The organism is Chloroflexota bacterium (assembly GCA_016875875.1).
Taxonomy (GTDB): Bacteria; Chloroflexota; Dehalococcoidia; order GIF9; family UBA5629; genus 9FT-COMBO-48-23.
The window spans coordinates 71,917-90,620 of sequence record VGOP01000004.1 but is presented as its reverse complement, the minus strand read 5'-3'; the positions used below and the strand labels follow the sequence as shown (position 1 = coordinate 90,620).

Annotated in this window: 25 protein-coding genes and 1 pseudogene; 21 read left to right on the top strand and 5 right to left on the bottom strand. The window is 48.2% G+C overall.

Annotated features, from left to right (window positions below):
• Window positions 1-104: 104 nt before the first annotated feature.
• Window positions 105-515, bottom strand: coding sequence for a metallopeptidase family protein (locus FJ023_04385; protein ID MBM4446576.1), 411 nt, complete (start codon window positions 513-515; stop codon window positions 105-107).
• Window positions 516-691: 176 nt separating this feature from the next.
• Between FJ023_04385 and FJ023_04380 the strand changes: the two genes are divergently transcribed.
• From FJ023_04380 to FJ023_04330, 11 genes and pseudogenes are all read left to right on the top strand, one after another.
• Complete coding sequence (locus FJ023_04380; protein MBM4446575.1) at window positions 692-3,139, top strand: leucine--tRNA ligase; 2,448 nt, start codon at window positions 692-694, stop codon at window positions 3,137-3,139.
• Between the two features lie 27 nt (window positions 3,140-3,166).
• Window positions 3,167-3,937 (top strand): hypothetical protein, encoded by a 771-nt coding sequence (locus tag FJ023_04375; GenBank protein MBM4446574.1) that lies wholly within the window; start codon window positions 3,167-3,169, stop codon window positions 3,935-3,937.
• Between the two features lie 2 nt (window positions 3,938-3,939).
• Entirely contained in the window at window positions 3,940-4,179 is a 240-nt protein-coding gene (locus FJ023_04370; protein MBM4446573.1) for a hypothetical protein, read from the top strand.
• Between the two features lie 40 nt (window positions 4,180-4,219).
• Window positions 4,220-4,402: pseudogene (locus FJ023_04365) on the top strand (hypothetical protein).
• A gap of 195 nt (window positions 4,403-4,597) precedes the next feature.
• Window positions 4,598-4,792, top strand: coding sequence for a hypothetical protein (locus tag FJ023_04360; GenBank protein ID MBM4446572.1), 195 nt, complete (start codon window positions 4,598-4,600; stop codon window positions 4,790-4,792).
• Between the two features lie 76 nt (window positions 4,793-4,868).
• On the top strand, window positions 4,869-5,438 hold the full coding sequence (locus FJ023_04355) for a hypothetical protein (GenBank protein ID MBM4446571.1): 570 nt from the start codon (window positions 4,869-4,871) through the stop codon (window positions 5,436-5,438).
• A gap of 189 nt (window positions 5,439-5,627) precedes the next feature.
• Entirely contained in the window at window positions 5,628-6,125 is a 498-nt protein-coding gene (locus FJ023_04350) for a methyltransferase domain-containing protein (GenBank protein ID MBM4446570.1), read from the top strand.
• Window positions 6,126-6,185: 60 nt separating this feature from the next.
• On the top strand, window positions 6,186-6,716 hold the full coding sequence (locus FJ023_04345; protein MBM4446569.1) for an isoprenylcysteine carboxylmethyltransferase family protein: 531 nt from the start codon (window positions 6,186-6,188) through the stop codon (window positions 6,714-6,716).
• Window positions 6,717-6,751: 35 nt separating this feature from the next.
• On the top strand, window positions 6,752-7,420 hold the full coding sequence (locus tag FJ023_04340) for a YggS family pyridoxal phosphate-dependent enzyme (GenBank protein ID MBM4446568.1): 669 nt from the start codon (window positions 6,752-6,754) through the stop codon (window positions 7,418-7,420).
• The gene (locus FJ023_04335; GenBank protein ID MBM4446567.1) at window positions 7,417-8,217 is read left to right on the top strand and encodes a pyrroline-5-carboxylate reductase; all 801 of its coding nucleotides are present in this window, start codon (window positions 7,417-7,419) and stop codon (window positions 8,215-8,217) included. Before FJ023_04340 ends, FJ023_04335 begins: the two co-directional genes overlap by 4 nt.
• 110 nt (window positions 8,218-8,327) lie before the next feature.
• Window positions 8,328-9,173 (top strand): methyltransferase domain-containing protein, encoded by an 846-nt coding sequence (locus FJ023_04330; GenBank protein MBM4446566.1) that lies wholly within the window; start codon window positions 8,328-8,330, stop codon window positions 9,171-9,173.
• 5 nt (window positions 9,174-9,178) lie between these two features.
• On the opposite strand, the gene FJ023_04325 is transcribed toward FJ023_04330, so the two are convergent.
• From FJ023_04325 to rsmD, 4 genes are all read right to left on the bottom strand, one after another.
• Window positions 9,179-9,892, bottom strand: coding sequence for a class I SAM-dependent methyltransferase (locus tag FJ023_04325; GenBank protein ID MBM4446565.1), 714 nt, complete (start codon window positions 9,890-9,892; stop codon window positions 9,179-9,181).
• A 136-nt stretch (window positions 9,893-10,028) separates the two neighbouring features.
• Entirely contained in the window at window positions 10,029-10,295 is a 267-nt protein-coding gene (locus FJ023_04320) for a YfhL family 4Fe-4S dicluster ferredoxin (GenBank protein ID MBM4446564.1), read from the bottom strand.
• Between the two features lie 87 nt (window positions 10,296-10,382).
• Window positions 10,383-10,862 (bottom strand): pantetheine-phosphate adenylyltransferase, encoded by a 480-nt coding sequence (gene coaD, locus FJ023_04315; protein MBM4446563.1) that lies wholly within the window; start codon window positions 10,860-10,862, stop codon window positions 10,383-10,385.
• A 3-nt stretch (window positions 10,863-10,865) separates the two neighbouring features.
• Window positions 10,866-11,429, bottom strand: coding sequence for a 16S rRNA (guanine(966)-N(2))-methyltransferase RsmD (rsmD, locus tag FJ023_04310; GenBank protein ID MBM4446562.1), 564 nt, complete (start codon window positions 11,427-11,429; stop codon window positions 10,866-10,868).
• Window positions 11,430-11,646: 217 nt separating this feature from the next.
• Between rsmD and FJ023_04305 the strand changes: the two genes are divergently transcribed.
• From FJ023_04305 to nuoL, 10 genes are read left to right on the top strand one after another with little or no spacing between them, the layout of a single operon-like run.
• Window positions 11,647-12,018, top strand: coding sequence for an NADH-quinone oxidoreductase subunit A (locus FJ023_04305; GenBank protein MBM4446561.1), 372 nt, complete (start codon window positions 11,647-11,649; stop codon window positions 12,016-12,018).
• A complete protein-coding gene (locus FJ023_04300; GenBank protein ID MBM4446560.1) occupies window positions 12,009-12,599 on the top strand; it encodes an NADH-quinone oxidoreductase subunit B in 591 nt (196 codons plus the stop codon). The genes FJ023_04305 and FJ023_04300 overlap by 10 nt, the downstream gene beginning before the upstream one ends.
• 35 nt (window positions 12,600-12,634) lie before the next feature.
• Window positions 12,635-13,036 (top strand): NADH-quinone oxidoreductase subunit C, encoded by a 402-nt coding sequence (locus FJ023_04295; GenBank protein MBM4446559.1) that lies wholly within the window; start codon window positions 12,635-12,637, stop codon window positions 13,034-13,036.
• Window positions 13,037-14,140 (top strand): NADH-quinone oxidoreductase subunit D, encoded by a 1,104-nt coding sequence (locus tag FJ023_04290; protein ID MBM4446558.1) that lies wholly within the window; start codon window positions 13,037-13,039, stop codon window positions 14,138-14,140. It abuts the gene before it with no gap.
• Window positions 14,140-15,249 carry an NADH-quinone oxidoreductase subunit NuoH gene (gene nuoH, locus FJ023_04285; GenBank protein ID MBM4446557.1) on the top strand — a complete coding sequence of 370 codons (1,110 nt, stop codon included), beginning with the start codon at window positions 14,140-14,142 and terminating at the stop codon, window positions 15,247-15,249. Before FJ023_04290 ends, nuoH begins: the two co-directional genes overlap by 1 nt.
• Entirely contained in the window at window positions 15,239-15,784 is a 546-nt protein-coding gene (locus tag FJ023_04280; protein MBM4446556.1) for an NADH-quinone oxidoreductase subunit I, read from the top strand. The genes nuoH and FJ023_04280 overlap by 11 nt, the downstream gene beginning before the upstream one ends.
• On the top strand, window positions 15,777-16,262 hold the full coding sequence (locus tag FJ023_04275) for an NADH-quinone oxidoreductase subunit L (GenBank protein ID MBM4446555.1): 486 nt from the start codon (window positions 15,777-15,779) through the stop codon (window positions 16,260-16,262). The genes FJ023_04280 and FJ023_04275 overlap by 8 nt, the downstream gene beginning before the upstream one ends.
• 2 nt (window positions 16,263-16,264) lie before the next feature.
• Window positions 16,265-16,576, top strand: coding sequence for an NADH-quinone oxidoreductase subunit NuoK (gene nuoK / locus FJ023_04270; protein MBM4446554.1), 312 nt, complete (start codon window positions 16,265-16,267; stop codon window positions 16,574-16,576).
• A gap of 11 nt (window positions 16,577-16,587) precedes the next feature.
• On the top strand, window positions 16,588-16,782 hold the full coding sequence (locus FJ023_04265; protein MBM4446553.1) for a hypothetical protein: 195 nt from the start codon (window positions 16,588-16,590) through the stop codon (window positions 16,780-16,782).
• Window positions 16,782-18,698, top strand: coding sequence for an NADH-quinone oxidoreductase subunit L (gene nuoL / locus FJ023_04260; protein ID MBM4446552.1), 1,917 nt, complete (start codon window positions 16,782-16,784; stop codon window positions 18,696-18,698). Before FJ023_04265 ends, nuoL begins: the two co-directional genes overlap by 1 nt.
• The last annotated feature ends 6 nt before the right edge of the window (window positions 18,699-18,704 follow it).

Here is an 18,704-nt window from a genome sequence, read left to right as displayed (position 1 = left end):
AATTTTGACATTATTTAGGATTTAGTGTTTAGTATTTGGAGTTTCTTGCCTTAAGAGGCTAATCCGGGTTGTTTAGCTTCGGTCTCAATGGCGGGCAGGGAGTGCTAGGTGCTCTCTTTATTCTTCCTGGATTTTTGTCTTTCTATCTTGTATAAGGTGGCGTCGCCGATGCCGAAGTGGTGAGCAATCTCATGGCGTACCACTCTACCGATTTCGTTTTCGATTTCCTGGCTTGAGCGACACTGCGCCTCAATGGGCTTCTGGAAGATGGTTATCTTGTCCGGTAGAACCAGGTTGTAGCCACTATCTCGCTTTGTCTGAGGCACTCCTTCGTAAAGACCCAGCAATTGTGCCTTACTTCTGAGCCTTAATTGACGGATTTGCTTTGGACTTGGCCAGTCTTCGACTAAAATATCGACGTTCTCCAGTTTGCTTTTGAATTCCGCCGGCAATGCCTCTATTGCCCTGAAGACGACAGCCTCAAACTCTTGCCTTTCCATGTTCACATTATACACCGCTGTACTCTTGTTGAATAACAGTCCCCCGTGTCATTGCGAGCCGTAGGCGTGGCAATCTCAATTCCATATCCCCACTGGGATTGCTTCGTCGCTGTCACTCCCCGCAATGACATAACACCCTCAAACGGGATAAGGTTGACGGGATAGCTCCAACGGGATAAAATCAGCCTGTTATGTGTGCTGTTAAATATAATCCTCAGGAAATCGAAAAGAAATGGCAAGAGAAATGGGCGGCTGACCGACTTTATGAAGTTAAGGATGGTGACAGTCGCCCCAAATTTTATGCCCTGACCATGTTCCCTTATACCTCAGGTGATCTCCATATCGGGCACTGGTATGCTATGGCGCCTTCGGATGTCCAGGCCAGATTTAAGCGTATGCAGGGCTATAATGTGCTGCATCCCATGGGCTTTGATGCTTTCGGCCTGCCGGCGGAGAATGCTGCTATTAAACACGGCATTCATCCTTACATTTGGACGATGGAGAATGTCGAAAACATGCGCCGTCAGCTCAGGAGCATCGGTGCCATCTATGACTGGAACCGTGAGGTAGTCACCTGCCTACCCGAATACTATAAATGGACGCAGTGGTTTTTCCTCAAGCTTTATGAGGCTGGGCTGGCTTATCGAGCTAAAGCACCGGTAAACTGGTGTCCCACGTGCCAGACGGTGCTGGCTAATGAACAGGTGGTCGGTGAGGGCTCCTGTGAGCGCTGCGGCACGGCGGTGCTCAGGAAATTGTTGGAGCAGTGGTTTTTCCGCATCACCAAATACGCCGATGAGCTTCTGGGCTTCGGTAAGATAGACTGGCCCGAGCGTATAGAAATCATGCAGAACAATTGGATTGGCAAGAGTACCGGTGCCGAGATTTCCTTTGGGCTGGAGCATAAAGGCGTTGATACCAAGGAGATAAGTGTATTCACCACCCGTCCTGATACTATCTTCGGGGTAACCTTCTTTGTCCTGGCGCCGGAACACCCCTTGGTGCCTCTGCTCACCACACCGGAACACAAGTCTGAGGTGGAGGCTTATATACTTCAAACTCAGAGGCAAACAGAGATTGAAAGGACATCTGCGGAGAGGGAAAAGACCGGCGTCTTCCTGGGAAGCTATGTGATTAACAAGCTGAATGGTCAGCCGGTGCCCATCTGGATTACCGATTACGTGCTCCTCAGCTACGGCACCGGGGCGGTGATGGGAGTCCCAGCCCACGACCAGCGTGACTTTGAGTTCGCCAAGAAGTACGGCTTGCCCATTCGAGTAGTTATCGCTCCACAGGATTGGTCTGGAGAAGAATTGGAGTGCGCTTATACTGAAGATGGGACCATGGCGAATTCGGGGCAGTTCGATGGTTTGCCCAGCGACCAGGGATTTGAGGCTATCTGCGATTACATGGAGAAAAAGGGCTGGGGGAAGCGGGCTGTCACCTACAGGCTACGCGACTGGCTAATCTCACGCCAACGCTACTGGGGTGCGCCTATTCCCATGGTGTATTGCGATAAATGTGGCATTGTGCCCGTGCCGGAGAAAGATTTGCCCGTTATGCTGCCTCCTGATGCCGAGTTCAGGCCTACCGGCGAGTCACCGCTGAAATATTGTGAGTCTTTTGTTAACACCACCTGTCCGAAGTGCTCCTCGCCGGCACAGCGGGAAACCGATACCATGGACACTTTTATGTGCTCCTCGTGGTATTTCCTGCGTTATACCAGTCCCGGCGTTGATAAACATCCCTTTGATAAGGCTAAGCTGAAGCACTGGATGCCGGTGGACCTGTACACCGGCGGTGCCGAACACGCTGTAATGCATCTTCTCTATTCCCGCTTTTTCATCAAGGCGATTAGAGATATGGGGTTGGTGAATTTCGATGAGCCCTTTATAAAGCTTTTCAACCAGGGGACGATTATTTACCAGGGTGACAAGATGAGCAAGTCCCGGGGCAATGTGGTTACGCCTGATGTCTACGTATCTGAGATAGGTGCTGATGCCGTTCGAGCCTATCTAATGTTCATCGGACCCTGGGAGTTGGGTGGTGAGTGGAGCGACCAGGGCATTGTCGGCATGAGCCGCTGGGTGAACCGAGTCTGGAATCTGGTAACGGCTGGCTATTCGGAGAAAAAGGTTGTCCCTGATGTGGAAAAAGAGTTGAACCGTATTATTCACAAGACCATCAAGAAGGTAACCAATGACATGGAGCGGTTCCGCTTCAACACCATGCTGGCGGCATTGATGGAGTTCACCAATTATCTCAGCAAGGTGCAGGAGCAGGGGACGGTTTCAGCTTCGTTGTGGAATGAGGCTATAGCCAGCTTATTGCTGCTTCTGGCGCCGACGGCACCGCACCTAACCGAGGAGCTATGGGAAAAGACCGGCCAAACTCATAGTATTCACAATCAACTCTGGCCCAAGTGGGATGAGAAACTGGCTAAAGAGGAGGAGGTCACGCTGGTCATTCAGGTAAACGGCAAAGTGCGGGACAGGGTTACCGTGCCCGTGTCCATCACTGAAGCCGAGGCTAAGGAACTGGCCTTGAGTCGGGAACGGATAAAGGTATATATTAAAGACAACAATGTCGCCAAGGTTATTTATGTCCCGCATCGGTTGGTGAATATAGTGGTGGGGTAGTTTGGAGAAACTGAGGTGGTGGTTTAGATGGATAAGCAAAAATTGACTTGGAAAGATGTTGTAAGGGATACTCTATTAGAATTAGGTGGACAAGGCCATTTATCTGAAATAAACAGGATAATAGAAGGTCACCCAAAGACAAGAACGAACCCAACTTGGCGAGATACTATAAGAAGGGTAGTAAGACAGTATAAGATATTTGAACCAGTTTCACCCGAACGAAGCGGTATTTATAGGGTTGTTGAAGAGGTTTACGTAAAGCCAGAAGCGCAGGGCTTCACAGAAAAGCCAGAGATCGATCATGGAATTGCTCAGGGAATGTTGGTGACCGTGGGCAAGATTTATGGTTATGAAACTTATATACCACCACATGATCAGACCTCTAGGAGCTTTCAGGATAAGCCGTTAAGAGACTTTGTCACAGTGGCTGACTGTACTGATATTTTCAGAGGGCCCAATTTGGCAAAGATTAGAGAAATAGATGTATTGTGGTTTGACGAAGATGATTACGGACTGTTTCCGGTGTATGCTTTTGAAGTTGAAGAGACTACAAGGGTGAAGTCTGGATTGGACAGGCTATTGAAGATACCGAGAAGATTCCCCGCCAAATTCTACATCATAGGTCCCACTGAAAAGGAGAAAGAGTTGTTTGATCAATATGTAAATCAAACCCCATTTAGGGATTTTAAGAGTAAATTCCTGTTTATATTCTATAAAGATCTAGAGGAACTATATAACTCAGCATTGTTACATAATGATAAACGAGAACAGTTTGGATTTGCTGAGAGAGGAGCATAACTATGAAGTTGCAAAGTAGTAGTGGTCTAACGTTGTACGGAAATGTGGTTATAGCAGTTACTTCGGAACTCGAAGATATGGCAGATTACGGGGGTGTGCTTTATGAACTTAAGAAGCTCGGCATCAGGGACGGTAAAGAATATCAGATTGACAACGCTGGGGACTTGCTTATGTATAGAGATGCTTATAAGAAATGTGCCCGAATACTCAGGAAGTTTAAAGTAGAGGTCATGATGCCATAGTAGTCATGATATTACGGGACGTGCGTCTGCCCGGTCATAATTATTTGAAAGAGTCGTTAATGGAGAAGAACCTGATGATGTCATAGGAGATATCCGGTTGGGTACTCCTTGTGGGGAGTCACCCGAAGCCTTAATGAAGGCTTATAAATGGATATGGGGGCAGGAAGATAGTAATTACCCGGAAGGAAAAGGCAGACTTATGTCTTGGGAGGGTTGGAAGAAAGAGGGAGAACGGTGGGTTAGGACTGGGGACGGCATTGTTGATTTGAGAGACAGGCTTACGCAGCGTCTTGAATCCTAGCTCCCTTTGTTTTTATTTGCTGTGTGGTGATCGGCACTATTCTGACGGTTCTGATGATCGACAGCCTTTTTGTTATGTGGGGGTGGATGTGGTCTGGCAGCAAATAAGGAGATAACAATGGAGGCACTGAAAATCGTATTAATAGTAATACTGGTCATCCTGGCATTCCCTATTCTGTGGGTCACCCTGGCCAAGGTAGTCAGGAAGCTGGTGCATTTTCCAGCGCCGGCGTTTATCGGGCGGCTACTGGATAGCGGTTACAGGAGGAGGATACAGCACCAAAGAACAGAGATATCAAGAACATCAAGCTGATTGAAGGCAATGCCTATGGTGCTTAGTAAAGCTTCAGAAATGTTGGCTGCCATTATTGGCAAAGGGAGGTCGTAATATGGCAACGAAACCTGTAGTTATTAAGTTTTTTGCTCCGGTTATTGATGGCACGATCAACGCTTTGATGGATGCAATTGACCAGAAGATGAAACAAGGTGCTAATCACTTCATCATACTCATTTCATCTCCCGGTGGTTCTGTCTTTCATGGCTTATCGGCTTACAACTATCTAAAGGGCTTGCCTGTAGATGTAACCACGCATAATTTTGGCAGTGTCGATTCTATCGGAGTTGTACTATTTTGTGGAGGGAGCAAGAGACTTTCAGTTCCGCAGGCGCGATTCCTGCTTCATGGCGTAGCTGCTGGTTTTCAAAACGAGCGCCTGGAAGAGAAGCAACTTGAGGAGAGATTGAAAGGGCTCAGGATTGACATTGAGAATATTGCCAAAGTCATAGCGGCAAATACTGGCAAGACTGTTCAAGATGTGACAGATGCCATGCTGGAAAGAACTACATTGAATCCTGATGAGGCTAAGGCCTGGGGTTTGGTCCATGAGATCAAGTCTGAATTATTCGAGACAGGCTCGGAGGTTATATCGATACAATACCAAGAGAAGCCAAGCCATTGACGGCTGTTGCTCACAAAATCTGGCTGAGGTGTTAATTGTATGGCGCTTAAAACACTGTTAATAATCATATTAGTAATTCTGGCGTTTCCTATACTGTGGATTAGCCTGGCTAAGGTAGTCAGGAAGATGTTTCGTTTTCCGGCGCCGGCGTTCATCGGGCGGCTGCTGGATAGCGGTTATAGAAGAAGAATACAGCCGCCGGCTCAGTTGATAGAACGGAGTGGGGTAAAAAGAGAGATGCAGGTTTTGGACCTTGGCTGCGGCAGCGGAGCATTTACACCTTTTATTGCCCGGACAGTCGGTGAAAAAGGCAAGGTCTACGCCCTCGATATACAGGCGGATATGTTGAAGCAGCTTGAGAGGAAGCTGTCCAAGCCTGAGAATAAGGATATTAAGAATATCAAACTGATTGAGGGCAATGCCTATGAGCTGCCATTTGAGGATAACTCTCTCGATTTGGTGAATATGGTGACTGTCCTCCAGGAGATACCCGATAGAAGCAGGGCTTTGCAGGAGGTTAAGCGGGTGTTGAAACGAGGTGGATTTTTTGCTGTGACCGAACTGTTTCCCGACCCCGATTATCCCTGGAAGTCTACTACCATCAAGTTAGGTAACGGAGCCGGTTTTGTGGTGGATAAGGTGTCAGGGAACTTCTTTAATTATACAGTCAGATTTAAGAAACCGTGAGATTGCCACCCCTTCGCTACGCTCAGGGTCGCAATGACAGATAAGTCCTAGGGCGGAACGATGCTCATATTGAAAGTGTCCATTTTTATTGTTGTGTCTGTGGGGATTTTCGTTGTTTCATGGCAATCCTTGCGTAATCCACGCTCGCATGGTTTTTACCGCTTCTTCGCCTTCGAATCCATTTTAATCTTAATTCTGCTCAACCTGGAGCGCTGGTTTAGCGACCCATTCTCTGTGCATCAAATCGTTTCCTGGTTGCTGTTGCTCGCCTCAATTGTCTTGGCGGCGCATGGATTTTATTTGCTTCATGTGATTGGCAGACCGAAAAGCGGGATTGAGGACACGACCACTCTGGTGATGGTTGGTGCCTATAAGTATATCCGCCATCCTCTTTATAGCTCATTGCTGTTCCTTGCCTGGGGAGCATTCTTCAAGAGTCCTTCATGGCTCGGCGGTATCCTGGCTCTAGCGGCCTCAGCCTTTCTGGTAGCTACTGCTAAGGTAGAAGAGTCGGAGAACATCCGCAATTTTGGTGCCGATTACGGTGTATATATGAAGACAACCAGGATGTTCATACCCTTCTTGTTTTGAGTGATATCAGTGCCAGTGTGTTAGAATAGAGGGCGGTGAGTATAGCGGCAAATATCGAAGAAGTGCAGGGGTGCATTGCCCGGACTTGTGAACGAAGTCACAGGCTGCCCGGCGAGATAACGCTGGTGGCAATTACCAAAGGGGTTGATGTTTCGGCGATAAGGGTGGCTTTTGGCTGCGGGATAAGAAATTTCGGTGAGAACCGAGTCCAGGAGGCAGAGGATAAGATAGCACAGCTTTCAGACCTCAAGCCAGATGTGACTTGGCACATGGTGGGACATCTCCAGAGCAACAAGGCCCGGCGGGCTATTGATTTATTTGACATAATACACAGCGTTGACTCGATAAGGCTGGCTGAGGTTTTGAGTAGGCGGGCTGAAAAACCACTGCCTGTTTTGCTTGAGGTCAATGTTTCCGGGGAGGCGACAAAGGGTGGCTTCTCTGTGGGAGAGATTGCCGTGGCGGTAAACGAGGTAAAGCATTTGCCCAATTTGAAGGTGATGGGACTTATGACTATGGCTCCATTCGTGGCTGACATTGAGGAAGTCCGTCCCGTGTTCCGAAAGCTGCGGGAGCTTCGAGATTCGTTGGGACTGGAACATCTGTCTATGGGTATGACCGATGATTTTGAGGTGGCGATTGAGGAAGGGGCGACCATGCTAAGAATAGGTCGAGCTATATTCGGCGAGAGGAGGCAGCAATGAAGATAAGTTTTATCGGTGGTGGGATTATGGGGGAGGCGATAATTAAGAGCCTGCTGACTAAAGGAACGGCTAAGCCCGGTGACATCGTTGTCAGCGATGTCAGTAAAGTACGACGAGATGTCTTGAAGAAGAAGCACGGTGTCAGGGTTGTGGCTGATAATAAGGAGACAATTAAAGGGGCTGAAGTAATTGTCCTGGCGGTGAAACCGCAGGAACTGGGTAAGGTGATGGCTGAGCTGAAGGGGCTATCATCTCAGCAGATGGTGTTGTCCATAGTGGCTGGGGCTACTGTGGAGAGTTTGCACCAGGGGTTAGGCCATTCTTGTTTGGTTCGGGCGATGCCTAACATGGCGGCACAAATCGGTGAAGGCATGACGGTTTGGACAGCTACTGATGGGGTGAACCAGAAGCAGAAGGATATGGCGCAGTCTATTCTGGCTGCCATGGGCAAGGAAATCTATGTCATTAGTGAGAAATACATAGATATGGCAACCGCTTTAAGCGGCAGCGGTCCGGCTTATGTGTTTCTCATTATCGAGGCGTTGGTCGATGCCGGTGTGCACATAGGTTTACCCCGTGATATGGCTGAAAAGCTGGTGGTGCAGACGGTGCTGGGTTCAGCGCGAGCCGTGGAGGTGATGGGTAAGCATCCGGCGGAGCTGAAGAACATGGTGACATCGCCGGGAGGGACGACCACCGAAGGACTGCTGCAGTTGGAAGCAGGCAAATTGCGGTCGCTGCTTCTCCAGGCGGTCATCGCCGCTTATAACAAGGCTAAGGCTTTAGGAGCCAAGTAAGAACCTATCTTACTGAGTAAGTTGTTGGGCAATTCCCCTATGTCATTGCGACCAGAGCGTGACAATCTCAGGGTTTCACCTTCACCATTCAAGGGGGGGGGGAGAACTTGTTGAGAGATTGCCATGTCGCTAACGCTCCTGGCAATGACAAAAAGAATGCTCGATTTGACTTGGAGTGGGATGATGGGCAGCTCTTTCCTGAGGTGGTTTATCCGGATGCGGAGTTCCTGTTTCGGAGGATGAACGAAGCCACTTTGGAAAGCGTGAATCCGAGACAAGGTGAAGTTATACTGGATATCGGCTGCGGCAGGGGTATTGATGGCGTGGAGTTGTCAAAGAGAGGTGCGGTGGTTGTTGGCCTTGAACCTTCAAAGGTGATGATAAGACGTGCCAGGAAGCATATTTCTGAGAATGGAGCGAAGATGAGACTGGTCAGTGGGGTGGGCGAGCATGTGCCGTTCCGAGCTCATTCTGTAGACAAGGTTATATGCAAAGGAGCTCTGGACCATTTTCCTAACCCGCCCATGGTCATGGAGCAGATTGCCCTGGTGCTTAGGCCTGGAGGAAAAGCGATAATAGCCATAGCTAATTTTGAGAGCCTTGGATTCAGGTGGGGGAAGACGGTGTGGTGGTTCAGGAAGGTATTTGGCTTTAAGGCTACAGAGGGGAGAATGCTATGGGAAGTGCCGGAGGACCACACATATAAATTTGATTACTCATTTCTCAGGCGTCTGGTGGGCAACCATTTTAAAGTAGAAAAGGCTATCGGGGTGTCATTGCTCTTTGGTCTTCCGTGGTGGGGTATGTTTTTGGCTAAGTGCCCCAGGGGCATCTCGCTTGCCATATTAAAAACGCTAGATAAATTGGCTCGACATCTGCCGTCTCTCAGCGATGTTGTGGTGCTGAGGTGTAGACCGAAGCAAGGAAATTGGTATCGTCTAAAAAAATCGCCGTAATCGTGTTATGTTTGAGCTTTGCGGGCGTAGAGGACCAGGCTTTTGGAGAAAAATTTGTTGAGGAATTCATCGAGCAGGCGGACGGGTTTGCTGTTCTTGTATATGTCCCAGACCAAGAACTTGTGGTAAAGAGAAGGAATAATAGCCTTTTCGTTCTCTACTCCGAACAGAGAGCGTAATATCCAGTAAAAGGAGTGTAAGGCGTGTTTGCGGCGTACTGCAAAGATATGCAGGTTGTTCTGCTGTAGCTTAGATGTGATTTCGCTGGCTTTGTATATCCTGATATGACCTCCCGGCTTCCTGTGGTAACCTCTGGATAATTTCCAGCAGATGGTTTCGGGCAGATACGATGGGACGCTGATGGCAAGCGCGCCATTGTCTTTTAGAACTCTGACCAGCTCACTGATACCTTGAATGTCGTCAGGGATGTGTTCCAACACCTCGGAACAAATGACTTTATCGAAGGAAGCATCTTTGAAGGGGAGGCTGGTTATGTCCCCCCTAGCTAGAAGCCATTTTCCCTTGGTTTCGCCCTGCTGTTCCATTAAATAAAGGGCGTAATGTGCCTTTTTGAGATTCACCTCCTCAATATCTAAGGCACAAACCAGGCAATCGTTTCGCTTGCAGGCTTCCCAGCTGTGTCTGCCCTCACCGCAGCCGACGTCTAGAACTCGCTCACCATCCTTAATTCCTATGAGGTCATAGTCGATGGTAAGCATTCACAATAACCTTTATATGCTTTTGGGTTTTCTGGCGGCTTGGTTAGAGGGCAGATTTCTCCAAAGAGTAACAACAGACAGCAAGCGACCGATTGCTGTCTTAGTTATTTGAGCTAAATTTGTGTTTTTTGTCTGATTAAGTAGCTTCTGGAGTTTTGCCAGGGTGCAGCTTCTTCCACTTTTCCAGCAGCTGTTCCTTGCTTTCCTTATGAGCAGCGTCTGCAACACAACAATCTACTGGGCAAACCTCAGCGCATTTAGGTGACGCAAACCAGCCAACGCATTCAGTGCACTTAGCGGGGTCGATGTCGTATATCGATGCTCCTTCTTTGATGGCTTGGTTTTTGCATTCCGGCTCGCAGGCACCGCAGCTGATGCACTCGTCAGTGATCTTGTACGCCATTTTTTAAGTTAACCTCCTTAGAATTTAATATAGTAACTATTTCTAGTGATATTGTCTAGTAACGCTTATCGGTCAAGGCTTACAAGTCTACGGGGTAAACTTTTTCTTCAGTGCTTTGGCCACGTGGTCTGGCACCATCGCCTCAAGGCAACCTCCTAGCTGGGCTACTTCCTTAAGCAGGCTGGAGCTGAGGAATTGATATTGCAGGCTTGCCATAAAACAGACCAGTTCGAGGTCAGGTGCCAGCTTTTTGTTCATCATCGCCATCTCAAACTCTCGTTCAAAGTCGGAACTCATCCTCAATCCCCTGACCATGACTTGTGCCCCCACATTTTTAGCGAAATCGACGGTAAGCCCAGAATAGGATTTAACCTTAGCATTCTTCAGATGAGCCATGGCTTGCCGGGTCATCTCTACTCGTTCTTCGGTAGAGAATAGAAGCCGTTTCTCAGGCCTGTCATAAACACCGACGATTAACTCGTCGAATATTGAGGAAGCGCGTTTGATGATATCGAGGTGTCCATGAGTTATAGGGTCGAAGCTGCCGGGATAGATAGCGATAGTCAAAGTTTAACCTCCTTTTCCGGGAGCGCGTTTTTGGTATATCGAAATACAGGTGTCACCGTATTGTTTTTCTTTGATTAAAGATAGGCCGTCATAGCTGTCTTGTAGTGGGGAACGGGAAGCGTGGGAAATCACGATTAATGATTCGTCATCTATGATTCTCGAGCTGGCTAATTGCGTTGCCATATGATTTATTGACTGGTCTGAGTAAGGCGGGTCCATAAATACAATGTCGTATTTGTCTTTAAGGAAGGTAAGGGCTTTAGCTACGTTACAGCAATAGACATGAGCTTTTTGTGAAAATCCGAGCTTCTGCAAATTCTGTTTAATGATAGCACAGCATTTGGGTGCCTGGTCGACGAAGTCGATCCACTCTATATCGCGGCTTAGAGCTTCGATACCCAGAGCGCCGCTACCAGCGAACAAGTCTAGCCCTCGAGACCAGTGGCTGGTGAGGGAGGCTAGAATGGAGAAGATGGCTTCTCTCACCCTATCTGTTGTTGGACGAACTAAATCGTTCTGGGGCACCTTCAATTGTTGTCCTCTGGCAACGCCGCCGGTAATACGCATTGTCCGGAACCTTTACCTGCATTATTATACATTGACTTATTCTATAGTCAAGCTTTGCCCTCTCTTTTGTGTGTGTGATATACTTTCAAACGGCATTTTTAGTACCCATGAGAGATTCGTTTAGCTCTTTTATGGGGCCTCGCTGTTTCAAAATCGGACTTTGGGACCTATGAAAAGCGAAGTTTTCAGAGTAAACTAGGCGGGGAGGCATGAGTATTTGCTAGCTGACTTCGGATATATTGGTATACTCCTTATCGTAGGTATACTGTTCATGGTTACCACTCTACTCCTACCTTTAACTCTTAGCTTTTTCAATATCGTCCCCAGGAAAAGCAATCCAGCCAAGACTTCCACTTATGAGTGCGGCATGGAAACTATCGGTAAAACGTGGGTTCAATTCAACTTTCGCTATTACTTCTTTGCTGTTCTTTTCGTTGCGCTCGACGTATTAACTGTTTTTCTGTATCCCTGGGCAGTAAATCTTAAGGGGCTGGGTATGTTTGGGCTGATTGCGATAGCTGTTTTCTTTGTAATCCTTATGGTGGGCTACATTTACGCTTGGCTCAAAGGAGCCCTGGAATGGAAGTAGAGAAGTATTCGATGATGACCTTGAATGAGATTGATTTAGCTGAGGGCCTAAAGATTAACTCGCTGATGGCGGCCTCTCAGCAGCCTATTCCTGATCCTGATAGCTGGCTTGATGAGGAGATCAGGCGGAATGTTCTGGTTACTACGGTGGATTATGTGCTTGATTGGGCGCGGTCGCGGTCATTATTTCCGCTTATGTTTGGCTTGGCCTGCTGCGCTTTTGAGATGATTGGTACGGCAGCTTCGCGTTTTGACATCGCTCGCTTCGGCATGGATATCTTCCGTTGGTCGCCGCGCCAGGCTGATTTGATGATTGTCGCTGGAACACTTACTTGGAAGATGGCACCCGCGGTGAAACTGGTATATGAGCAGATGGCTGAGCCTAAATGGGTGATAGCTATGGGACAGTGCACCATTAGCGGCGGGCCTTTCAAGGAATCTTACAGTGTTGTCCCGGGCATCAATCGCATAATTCCGGTTGATGTCTATGTGCCCGGGTGTCCGCCTCGGCCTGAGGGATTGCTTCACGGCATAAGGAAGATACACGAGAAAATCGTTAAGGAGAGTATAAACAAAGCGTGACCACGGCCTTAAATGGTGAGCAGGTAGCCAAGAGAATAACCAAAGCGTTTCCCGGGACAGTTGTTGCTGCTGACAAGGCGGCTGTTGTTGTGACTAGTAAGTCTCTTTATCAGGTGGCGGAGTTTCTAAAGAATACTCCAGCGCTTGATTTTGACTATCTTACAAATCTAACTGCCGTCGATTACATGGATTATTTCGAAGTTGTTTACCATGTGATTTCGTTGAAGCATAACCACAGTTTGGTTTTGAAGACCAGATGCCATGACCGCGATAAGCCTGCAGTGCCTTCGGTGGTTAGTTTATGGCGCTCGGCTGATTTTCAAGAGCGGGAAGCCTATGACCTCATGGGCATTATCTTTGAAGGGCATCCTAATTTGAAGCGTTTGTTGCTCTGGGAAGGGTTTGTTGGGTATCCGTTGCGGAGGGATTATCTCTAGATGGCGATAAGGACTGAGCCTTTTATCCTTAATATGGGTCCACAGCACCCATCAACCCATGGTGTCTTCCGCATGAGGGTTACTCTTGATGGCGAAGTGGTTGTTGATGTAGAACCTGTTATCGGTTATCTACATCGGGGCATCGAGAAGTTAGGGGAGACCAGAACGTATACCCAAATAATCCCGCTGACCGACAGGCTCGATTATGTAGCTTCGATGACGAACAATTTCGCCTATGTGCTGGCTGTGGAGAAGTTGGCCGGGATAAAAATTCCGGAGCGGGCTGAGTACCTGAGGATTATCATGGCCGAGACGATGCGTATTGCCAACCATCTTATGGCAGTCGGCTTTTTCCTTAACGATCTTGGGGCTATGATGACGCCAGTATTGTATATGTGGCGGGAGAGGGAAAAGCTTCTGGATTTATATGAGATGGTTTGCGGTCAGCGGCTTACCTACAACTATATGCGCATCGGTGGAGTTAGCCAGGATGTCCCTGAAGAATTTTTACCGGCTCTGAAAAAATTTGTGGCTGAAATGCCGGGGTTTATTGATGAATATGACCAGCTTTTATCTCAGAATGAAGTTTTATTGGCAAGGACTAAAGGGGTCTGCATTCTGCCGAGAGATACTGCCATAAACACCGCGGCCAGCGGTCCGGTGCTTCGAGCCAGTGGTGTGAAGTGGGATATTCGTCGAGCTGACCCCTATTCAATCTATGACCGCTTTGACTTTGAGATACCAGTTGGCACCGTGGGTGATAACTATGACCGGTACTGGGTGAGGATGCAGGAGATGAGGCAGAGCGTTCGCATTTTGGAGCAAGCGATAGCTCAGTTGCCTGAAGGTGAGGTTTGTGCCAGAGTGCCTCATTTGCTGCGGCCGCCGATTGGTGAGGTCTACGGGCATATAGAAGCACCAAAAGGTGAACTTGGCTTCTACCTGGTCAGCGATAATTCAATTGCTCCGTACAGGTTACATATTCGCCCTCCGACGCTGATTAATCTGACTGCGTTAAAGGATATGGTTGTCGGCTGGAAGGTTGCCGACTTGATAATTACGTTTGGCAGCATCGATGTTTGCCTGGGAGAGATAGACAGGTAATGACGCTGCTGGAACAATTTCAGTTGCGGTTAGGCGGTATCTGGCCGGATTGGGCAGCCTATATCGTGCCGGGTGTGGTTGGCATAGTGGTTGTTCTCGCCTTTGTTGTGATTACGGTTATCATCTTCATTTGGTACGAGCGGCGTCTACTGGGTCGATTCCAAATTCGGCTAGGTCCGAACCGGCTTGGTCCGGAGGGGATTTTCCAGCCGATTGCTACGGCTTTGAAGATACTATTGAAAGAAGACATTGTGCCGGCTAAGGGTGATAAAGTGATTCACTGGCTGGCTCCGGTGATTGTCTTTGTGCCGGTATTGATGATTTTTGCTGTTGTACCCTTCGGCGAAAGGGCTATCTTAACCGACCTTAATGTGGGCATAGTTTATGTAGTGGCAATCAGTTCAGTGTCTGCAGTCGGTATATACATGGCGGGTTGGGCGTCAAATAATAAGTATGCCTTGATAGCAGCTTTAAGGACAGTAGCTCAAATGGTGAGCTATGAGCTGCCTGTGGTTCTAGCGATTCTGGGTGTGGTGTTGATGACCGGGTCGCTTTCAATGACTCAAATTGTTGCTTCCCAGGATATTCCTTTCCTCATACTGCAGCCTCTTGGTTTTGTTATTTTTTTCTTGGGCACGGTGGCTGAGATGAACCGGAGCCCGTTTGACCTTCTTGAGGCTGATTCTGAAATAGTCGCCGGCTACCATATAGAATACTCTGGGATGAAGTTTGCTATGTTCTATCTGGGCGAGTATGGCCATGCTCTGGCTTATTCCTGTATTATCACTACGTTGTTCCTAGGTGGCTGGCAAGGGCCATTATTGCCACCGATTATATGGTTTTTGATTAAAGTCATGGCGGTGTTTTCGGTTATTGTGTGGATGCGAGCTACTCTCCCCAGATTGCGTGTAGACCAATTAATGGCTTTTGCTTGGAAGGGTTTATTACCTATGGCCATAATTAACCTATTTATCATTGCTGCCGAGGTGCTGTGGCTGCCGGAAACTATGCCGTGGATAATAGTAGCAGTGAATTTCGTTTCTGCCGGTGTTCTGATTGTTTTATGGTCGAAGTTGTTTGCCTTAGGAGGCGGCCGAGTTGAAGTTTGAGAGATATGGAATCGGCATAGCTAAAGGGATGGCGGTGACATTCAAGCATCTATTCCGCGCCCCGATTACGGTGCAGTATCCCGAGGAGAAGTTAGTCGTTTCCCGGCGCATACGGGGCAACGAGCTGGTGTGGTTTCCCGATAGATGCACCGGCTGTGCTACTTGTGCCAAGGCTTGCCCTCAAGGAAATATTGAGATTGTTACCCATGTAGGTAATGAGAACAATTATGTGGTTGACAAGTTCGAAGTAGATATTGGACGTTGTATGTTCTGCGGCTTGTGTGTTGAGGCTTGCCCATACGATGCTCTGGCTATGGGGCGCAGTTATGAGCAGGCGCAGCATAGACGTCGAAAGCTCATTCTGAGCAAAGAAGAGCTCCAGTTGTCTGATGTAAGGCAGCCCAGTGGTTATGCTCGTCCAAAGATTGAGGCGAGTCTGCCTAAACAGAGCTTGCTTATTTACGGGGGCAGGGAGGGAGGTGGACAAAAATTGAGCTGGCTAGGACTGAGCAAGAAGAGAGGTCGAGGTGTTTGATATTATCTTCTGGATATTGGCAGCCGTGACCGTCTGTGCAGCGTTGGCTGTGGTTATCTTGCGTGATGTCTTTCGGGCAGCTCTTTCTCTGGTTCTGCTTTTCTTAACCATAGCTGGGATATATATAACGCTTTACGCAGACTTCCTGGCGGTTGTGCAGATACTTATTTACGTGGGAGCTATCTCAGTATTGATTATTGTGGCAATCATGCTTACACGCGAAGTTTGGCACGGCAATCCATCGGGGAAACTGCGCATCCCCGCATTGGTTGTGAGCTTGCTGCTTTTAGGGACTATGGTTTTCACTGTGATAAGCACCAAATGGGAAACGAGCGGTGAGCCACCTCAACAGCCGACAACGGCAGCCATAGGTGCGAGCCTGTTCGGCGAAGGTGGCTTTATATTACCTGTGGAAATTACCGCAGTGTTGCTCTTGGCGGCGGTGCTAGGTGCTATTGTGCTGATAAGGGAGAAATAAAGATGTCAGTTGGACTAGAGCATTACCTTGTTTTATCAGCGGTTCTTTTTTCCATTGGGTTATATGGGGTTTTGGCTAAGCGTAATGCTGTGGTCATTTTGATGTGCATTGAAATTATGCTCAATGCAGCTAACATCGCCCTGGTTGCTTTTTCCCGCTACGTTGTGCCCATGTTTCTTACCGGGCAGATATTTGCCATATTTGTCATGGTGGTGGCTGCGGCTGAGGCTGCTGTTGGCATAGCCATAATAATCACTATTTATCGTAATCGAGAATCTGTTGATGTTGATAAATTTGACTTGATGAAATGGTAGCGAGTTAGGATATGTGGGTTCAAGTTAAGAGCGCAACTAATTTGATAATAGCGGAGATGTGGAAGGAGCTTTTTGAAGGTGAAGGGATACCGACGCGGATTCTGCCTAAGACGGAAAAGCCCGGCGCCGGCGAATTACCTAGCTACCGCATCCTTGTGTCCCAGGAGAGGGTACATGTTGTTGAGGAGGTGTTGAGAAAACTCTAATGCCCAATCAAGTCCCGTGGCTGATATTTCTATTACCCTTCTTGTCATTTATCGTTATTTCCTTCATCCTCCGGCCTTTCTTTAATAATCGTCCCAAACTTGGCGGCTATGTTACCATTGGTGCTATTGGCGTTTCTTGTGTCCTCTCTTTGTGGGTGCTGGCGGAAGTCTTGGCTATGCCCGGGCATAAGCTGGAAATACCTGATATACAGTGGATGGTGATTGGTGACCTGAGCGTCCAAGTCGGGATATTAGTTGATTCTCTAACTGCCATCATGGTTGTAGTGGTTAGCTTTGTCAGCCTGATGGTTCAAATTTATTCCCAAGGTTATATGCAAGGTGATCCCGGCTACCATCGCTATTTTGCTTTCATGTCTCTTTTCACAGCCTGTATGCTGGGCTTGGTCATGGCCGATAACCTCGTTTTCCTATTTCTCTTCTGGGAGGGCGTTGGCTTAGGCTCCTATCTTCTCATCGGTTTCTGGTTTCACCGGCCTTCTGCTGCCGATGCAGCCAAGAAGGCTTTTATTGTTACCCGCTTTGGTGATTTTGGTTTTCTAGCTGCTATCCTTCTGCTTTTCTACAATACAGGAACTTTTAATATCGAGGAGCTGCATGGCTTAGCTGTTGCCGGAGTTTTAGGTGGGACAACTTTAACCTGGGCAGCCATCGGCATTTTCTCCGGTGCTGTGGGCAAATCAGCGCAATTCCCATTGCACGTCTGGTTGCCCGATGCTATGGAGGGCCCGACGCCGGTCAGTGCCCTCATACATGCGGCGACAATGGTGGCTGCAGGGGTCTTCTTGGTGGCTCGCTTCTTCCCACTGTTTGAGCATTCCCAGATGGCTTTAACTACGGTAGCCGTCATCGGCGGTTTTACGGCTATTTTTGCTGCTAGCATGGGTCTGGTGATGACTGATATCAAACGTGTCCTGGCTTATTCAACCATCAGCCAGCTGGGTTATATGATGTTGGGTCTGGGTGTTGGCGGTGTTGCCGTTGGCATCTTCCATCTGTTCAATCATGCCTTCTTCAAGGCCCTGTTGTTTCTCGGTGCTGGAAGTGTCAACCACAGCACGGGGACTTTTGACATGCGGGAGATGGGTGGCTTGCGTAAGGCAATGCCATGGACTTATATTACTTTCCTTATTGCCTCATTGAGTATTGCTGGTATCTGGCCGCTTTCCGGTTTCTGGAGTAAGGATGAAATACTGGCATATTCCTTTGCCAACAACCAGGTATTGTTCTACCTGGCCATGATTACCGTATTTATGACAGCCTTTTATATGTTCCGAGCCGTATTCCTTACCTTCGGTGGTGAGTACCGAGGCGGGGCGTTATCAAGTCATGGTGGTCATGAAGGTGGGAAGCCTCATGAATCACCGGCAGTGATGGTTGTCCCTATGGTCATTCTGGCTGTTTTATCGGTTGTCTCCGGATGGCTCAATGTTACCGGCTCATTCAGCCAGTTTCTGGGTCATGGTGGAAATGGTGGGGTGCATGGTTTCATTGGTGGTTTCTTTGGCATGCTGGCACATCCGTTGCCTTTGATATCACTTCTGGTAGCAGGCTTGGGCATTTTGTTGGCCTACGCTATGTACAGTGCTAAATGGGTGTCGGCTGAAGCTGTGGGCAGGGTCTTCAAGCCTTTTTATACCTTGTTTAACCGAAAATACTGGTTCGACGAGCTTTATGAGCGAGTTGTCGTGGTCAGGGTGCTGGTTGATGGAATTTTTGCGGCGCTCAGCATCTTTGACTCTCGTGTTGTCGATGGGGTGGTGAATGGTGTGGCTCGCGGTACTGCTGAGGCGAGTGGAGTTATGCGGCGGGCACAGACAGGGCAGTTGCAGGCCTATGGCATAGCTATTGCTATTGGTGTGATAGCGATTGCAGTCTGTTTTTATCTCTTCGGTTGAGGTAGA

Coding starts and splice junctions, on each gene's coding strand:
- FJ023_04380 (MBM4446575.1), top strand. CDS start 692: ATGTGTGCTGTTAAATATAATCCTCAGGAAATCGAAAAGAAATGGCAA.
- FJ023_04375 (MBM4446574.1), top strand. CDS start 3,167: ATGGATAAGCAAAAATTGACTTGGAAAGATGTTGTAAGGGATACTCTA.
- FJ023_04370 (MBM4446573.1), top strand. CDS start 3,940: ATGAAGTTGCAAAGTAGTAGTGGTCTAACGTTGTACGGAAATGTGGTT.
- FJ023_04360 (MBM4446572.1), top strand. CDS start 4,598: ATGGAGGCACTGAAAATCGTATTAATAGTAATACTGGTCATCCTGGCA.
- FJ023_04355 (MBM4446571.1), top strand. CDS start 4,869: ATGGCAACGAAACCTGTAGTTATTAAGTTTTTTGCTCCGGTTATTGAT.
- FJ023_04345 (MBM4446569.1), top strand. CDS start 6,186: ATGCTCATATTGAAAGTGTCCATTTTTATTGTTGTGTCTGTGGGGATT.
- FJ023_04335 (MBM4446567.1), top strand. CDS start 7,417: ATGAAGATAAGTTTTATCGGTGGTGGGATTATGGGGGAGGCGATAATT.
- FJ023_04325 (MBM4446565.1), bottom strand. CDS start 9,892: ATGCTTACCATCGACTATGACCTCATAGGAATTAAGGATGGTGAGCGA.
- FJ023_04320 (MBM4446564.1), bottom strand. CDS start 10,295: ATGGCGTACAAGATCACTGACGAGTGCATCAGCTGCGGTGCCTGCGAG.
- rsmD (MBM4446562.1), bottom strand. CDS start 11,429: ATGCGTATTACCGGCGGCGTTGCCAGAGGACAACAATTGAAGGTGCCC.
- FJ023_04300 (MBM4446560.1), top strand. CDS start 12,009: ATGGAAGTAGAGAAGTATTCGATGATGACCTTGAATGAGATTGATTTA.
- FJ023_04290 (MBM4446558.1), top strand. CDS start 13,037: ATGGCGATAAGGACTGAGCCTTTTATCCTTAATATGGGTCCACAGCAC.
- nuoH (MBM4446557.1), top strand. CDS start 14,140: ATGACGCTGCTGGAACAATTTCAGTTGCGGTTAGGCGGTATCTGGCCG.
- nuoK (MBM4446554.1), top strand. CDS start 16,265: ATGTCAGTTGGACTAGAGCATTACCTTGTTTTATCAGCGGTTCTTTTT.
- FJ023_04265 (MBM4446553.1), top strand. CDS start 16,588: ATGTGGGTTCAAGTTAAGAGCGCAACTAATTTGATAATAGCGGAGATG.
- nuoL (MBM4446552.1), top strand. CDS start 16,782: ATGCCCAATCAAGTCCCGTGGCTGATATTTCTATTACCCTTCTTGTCA.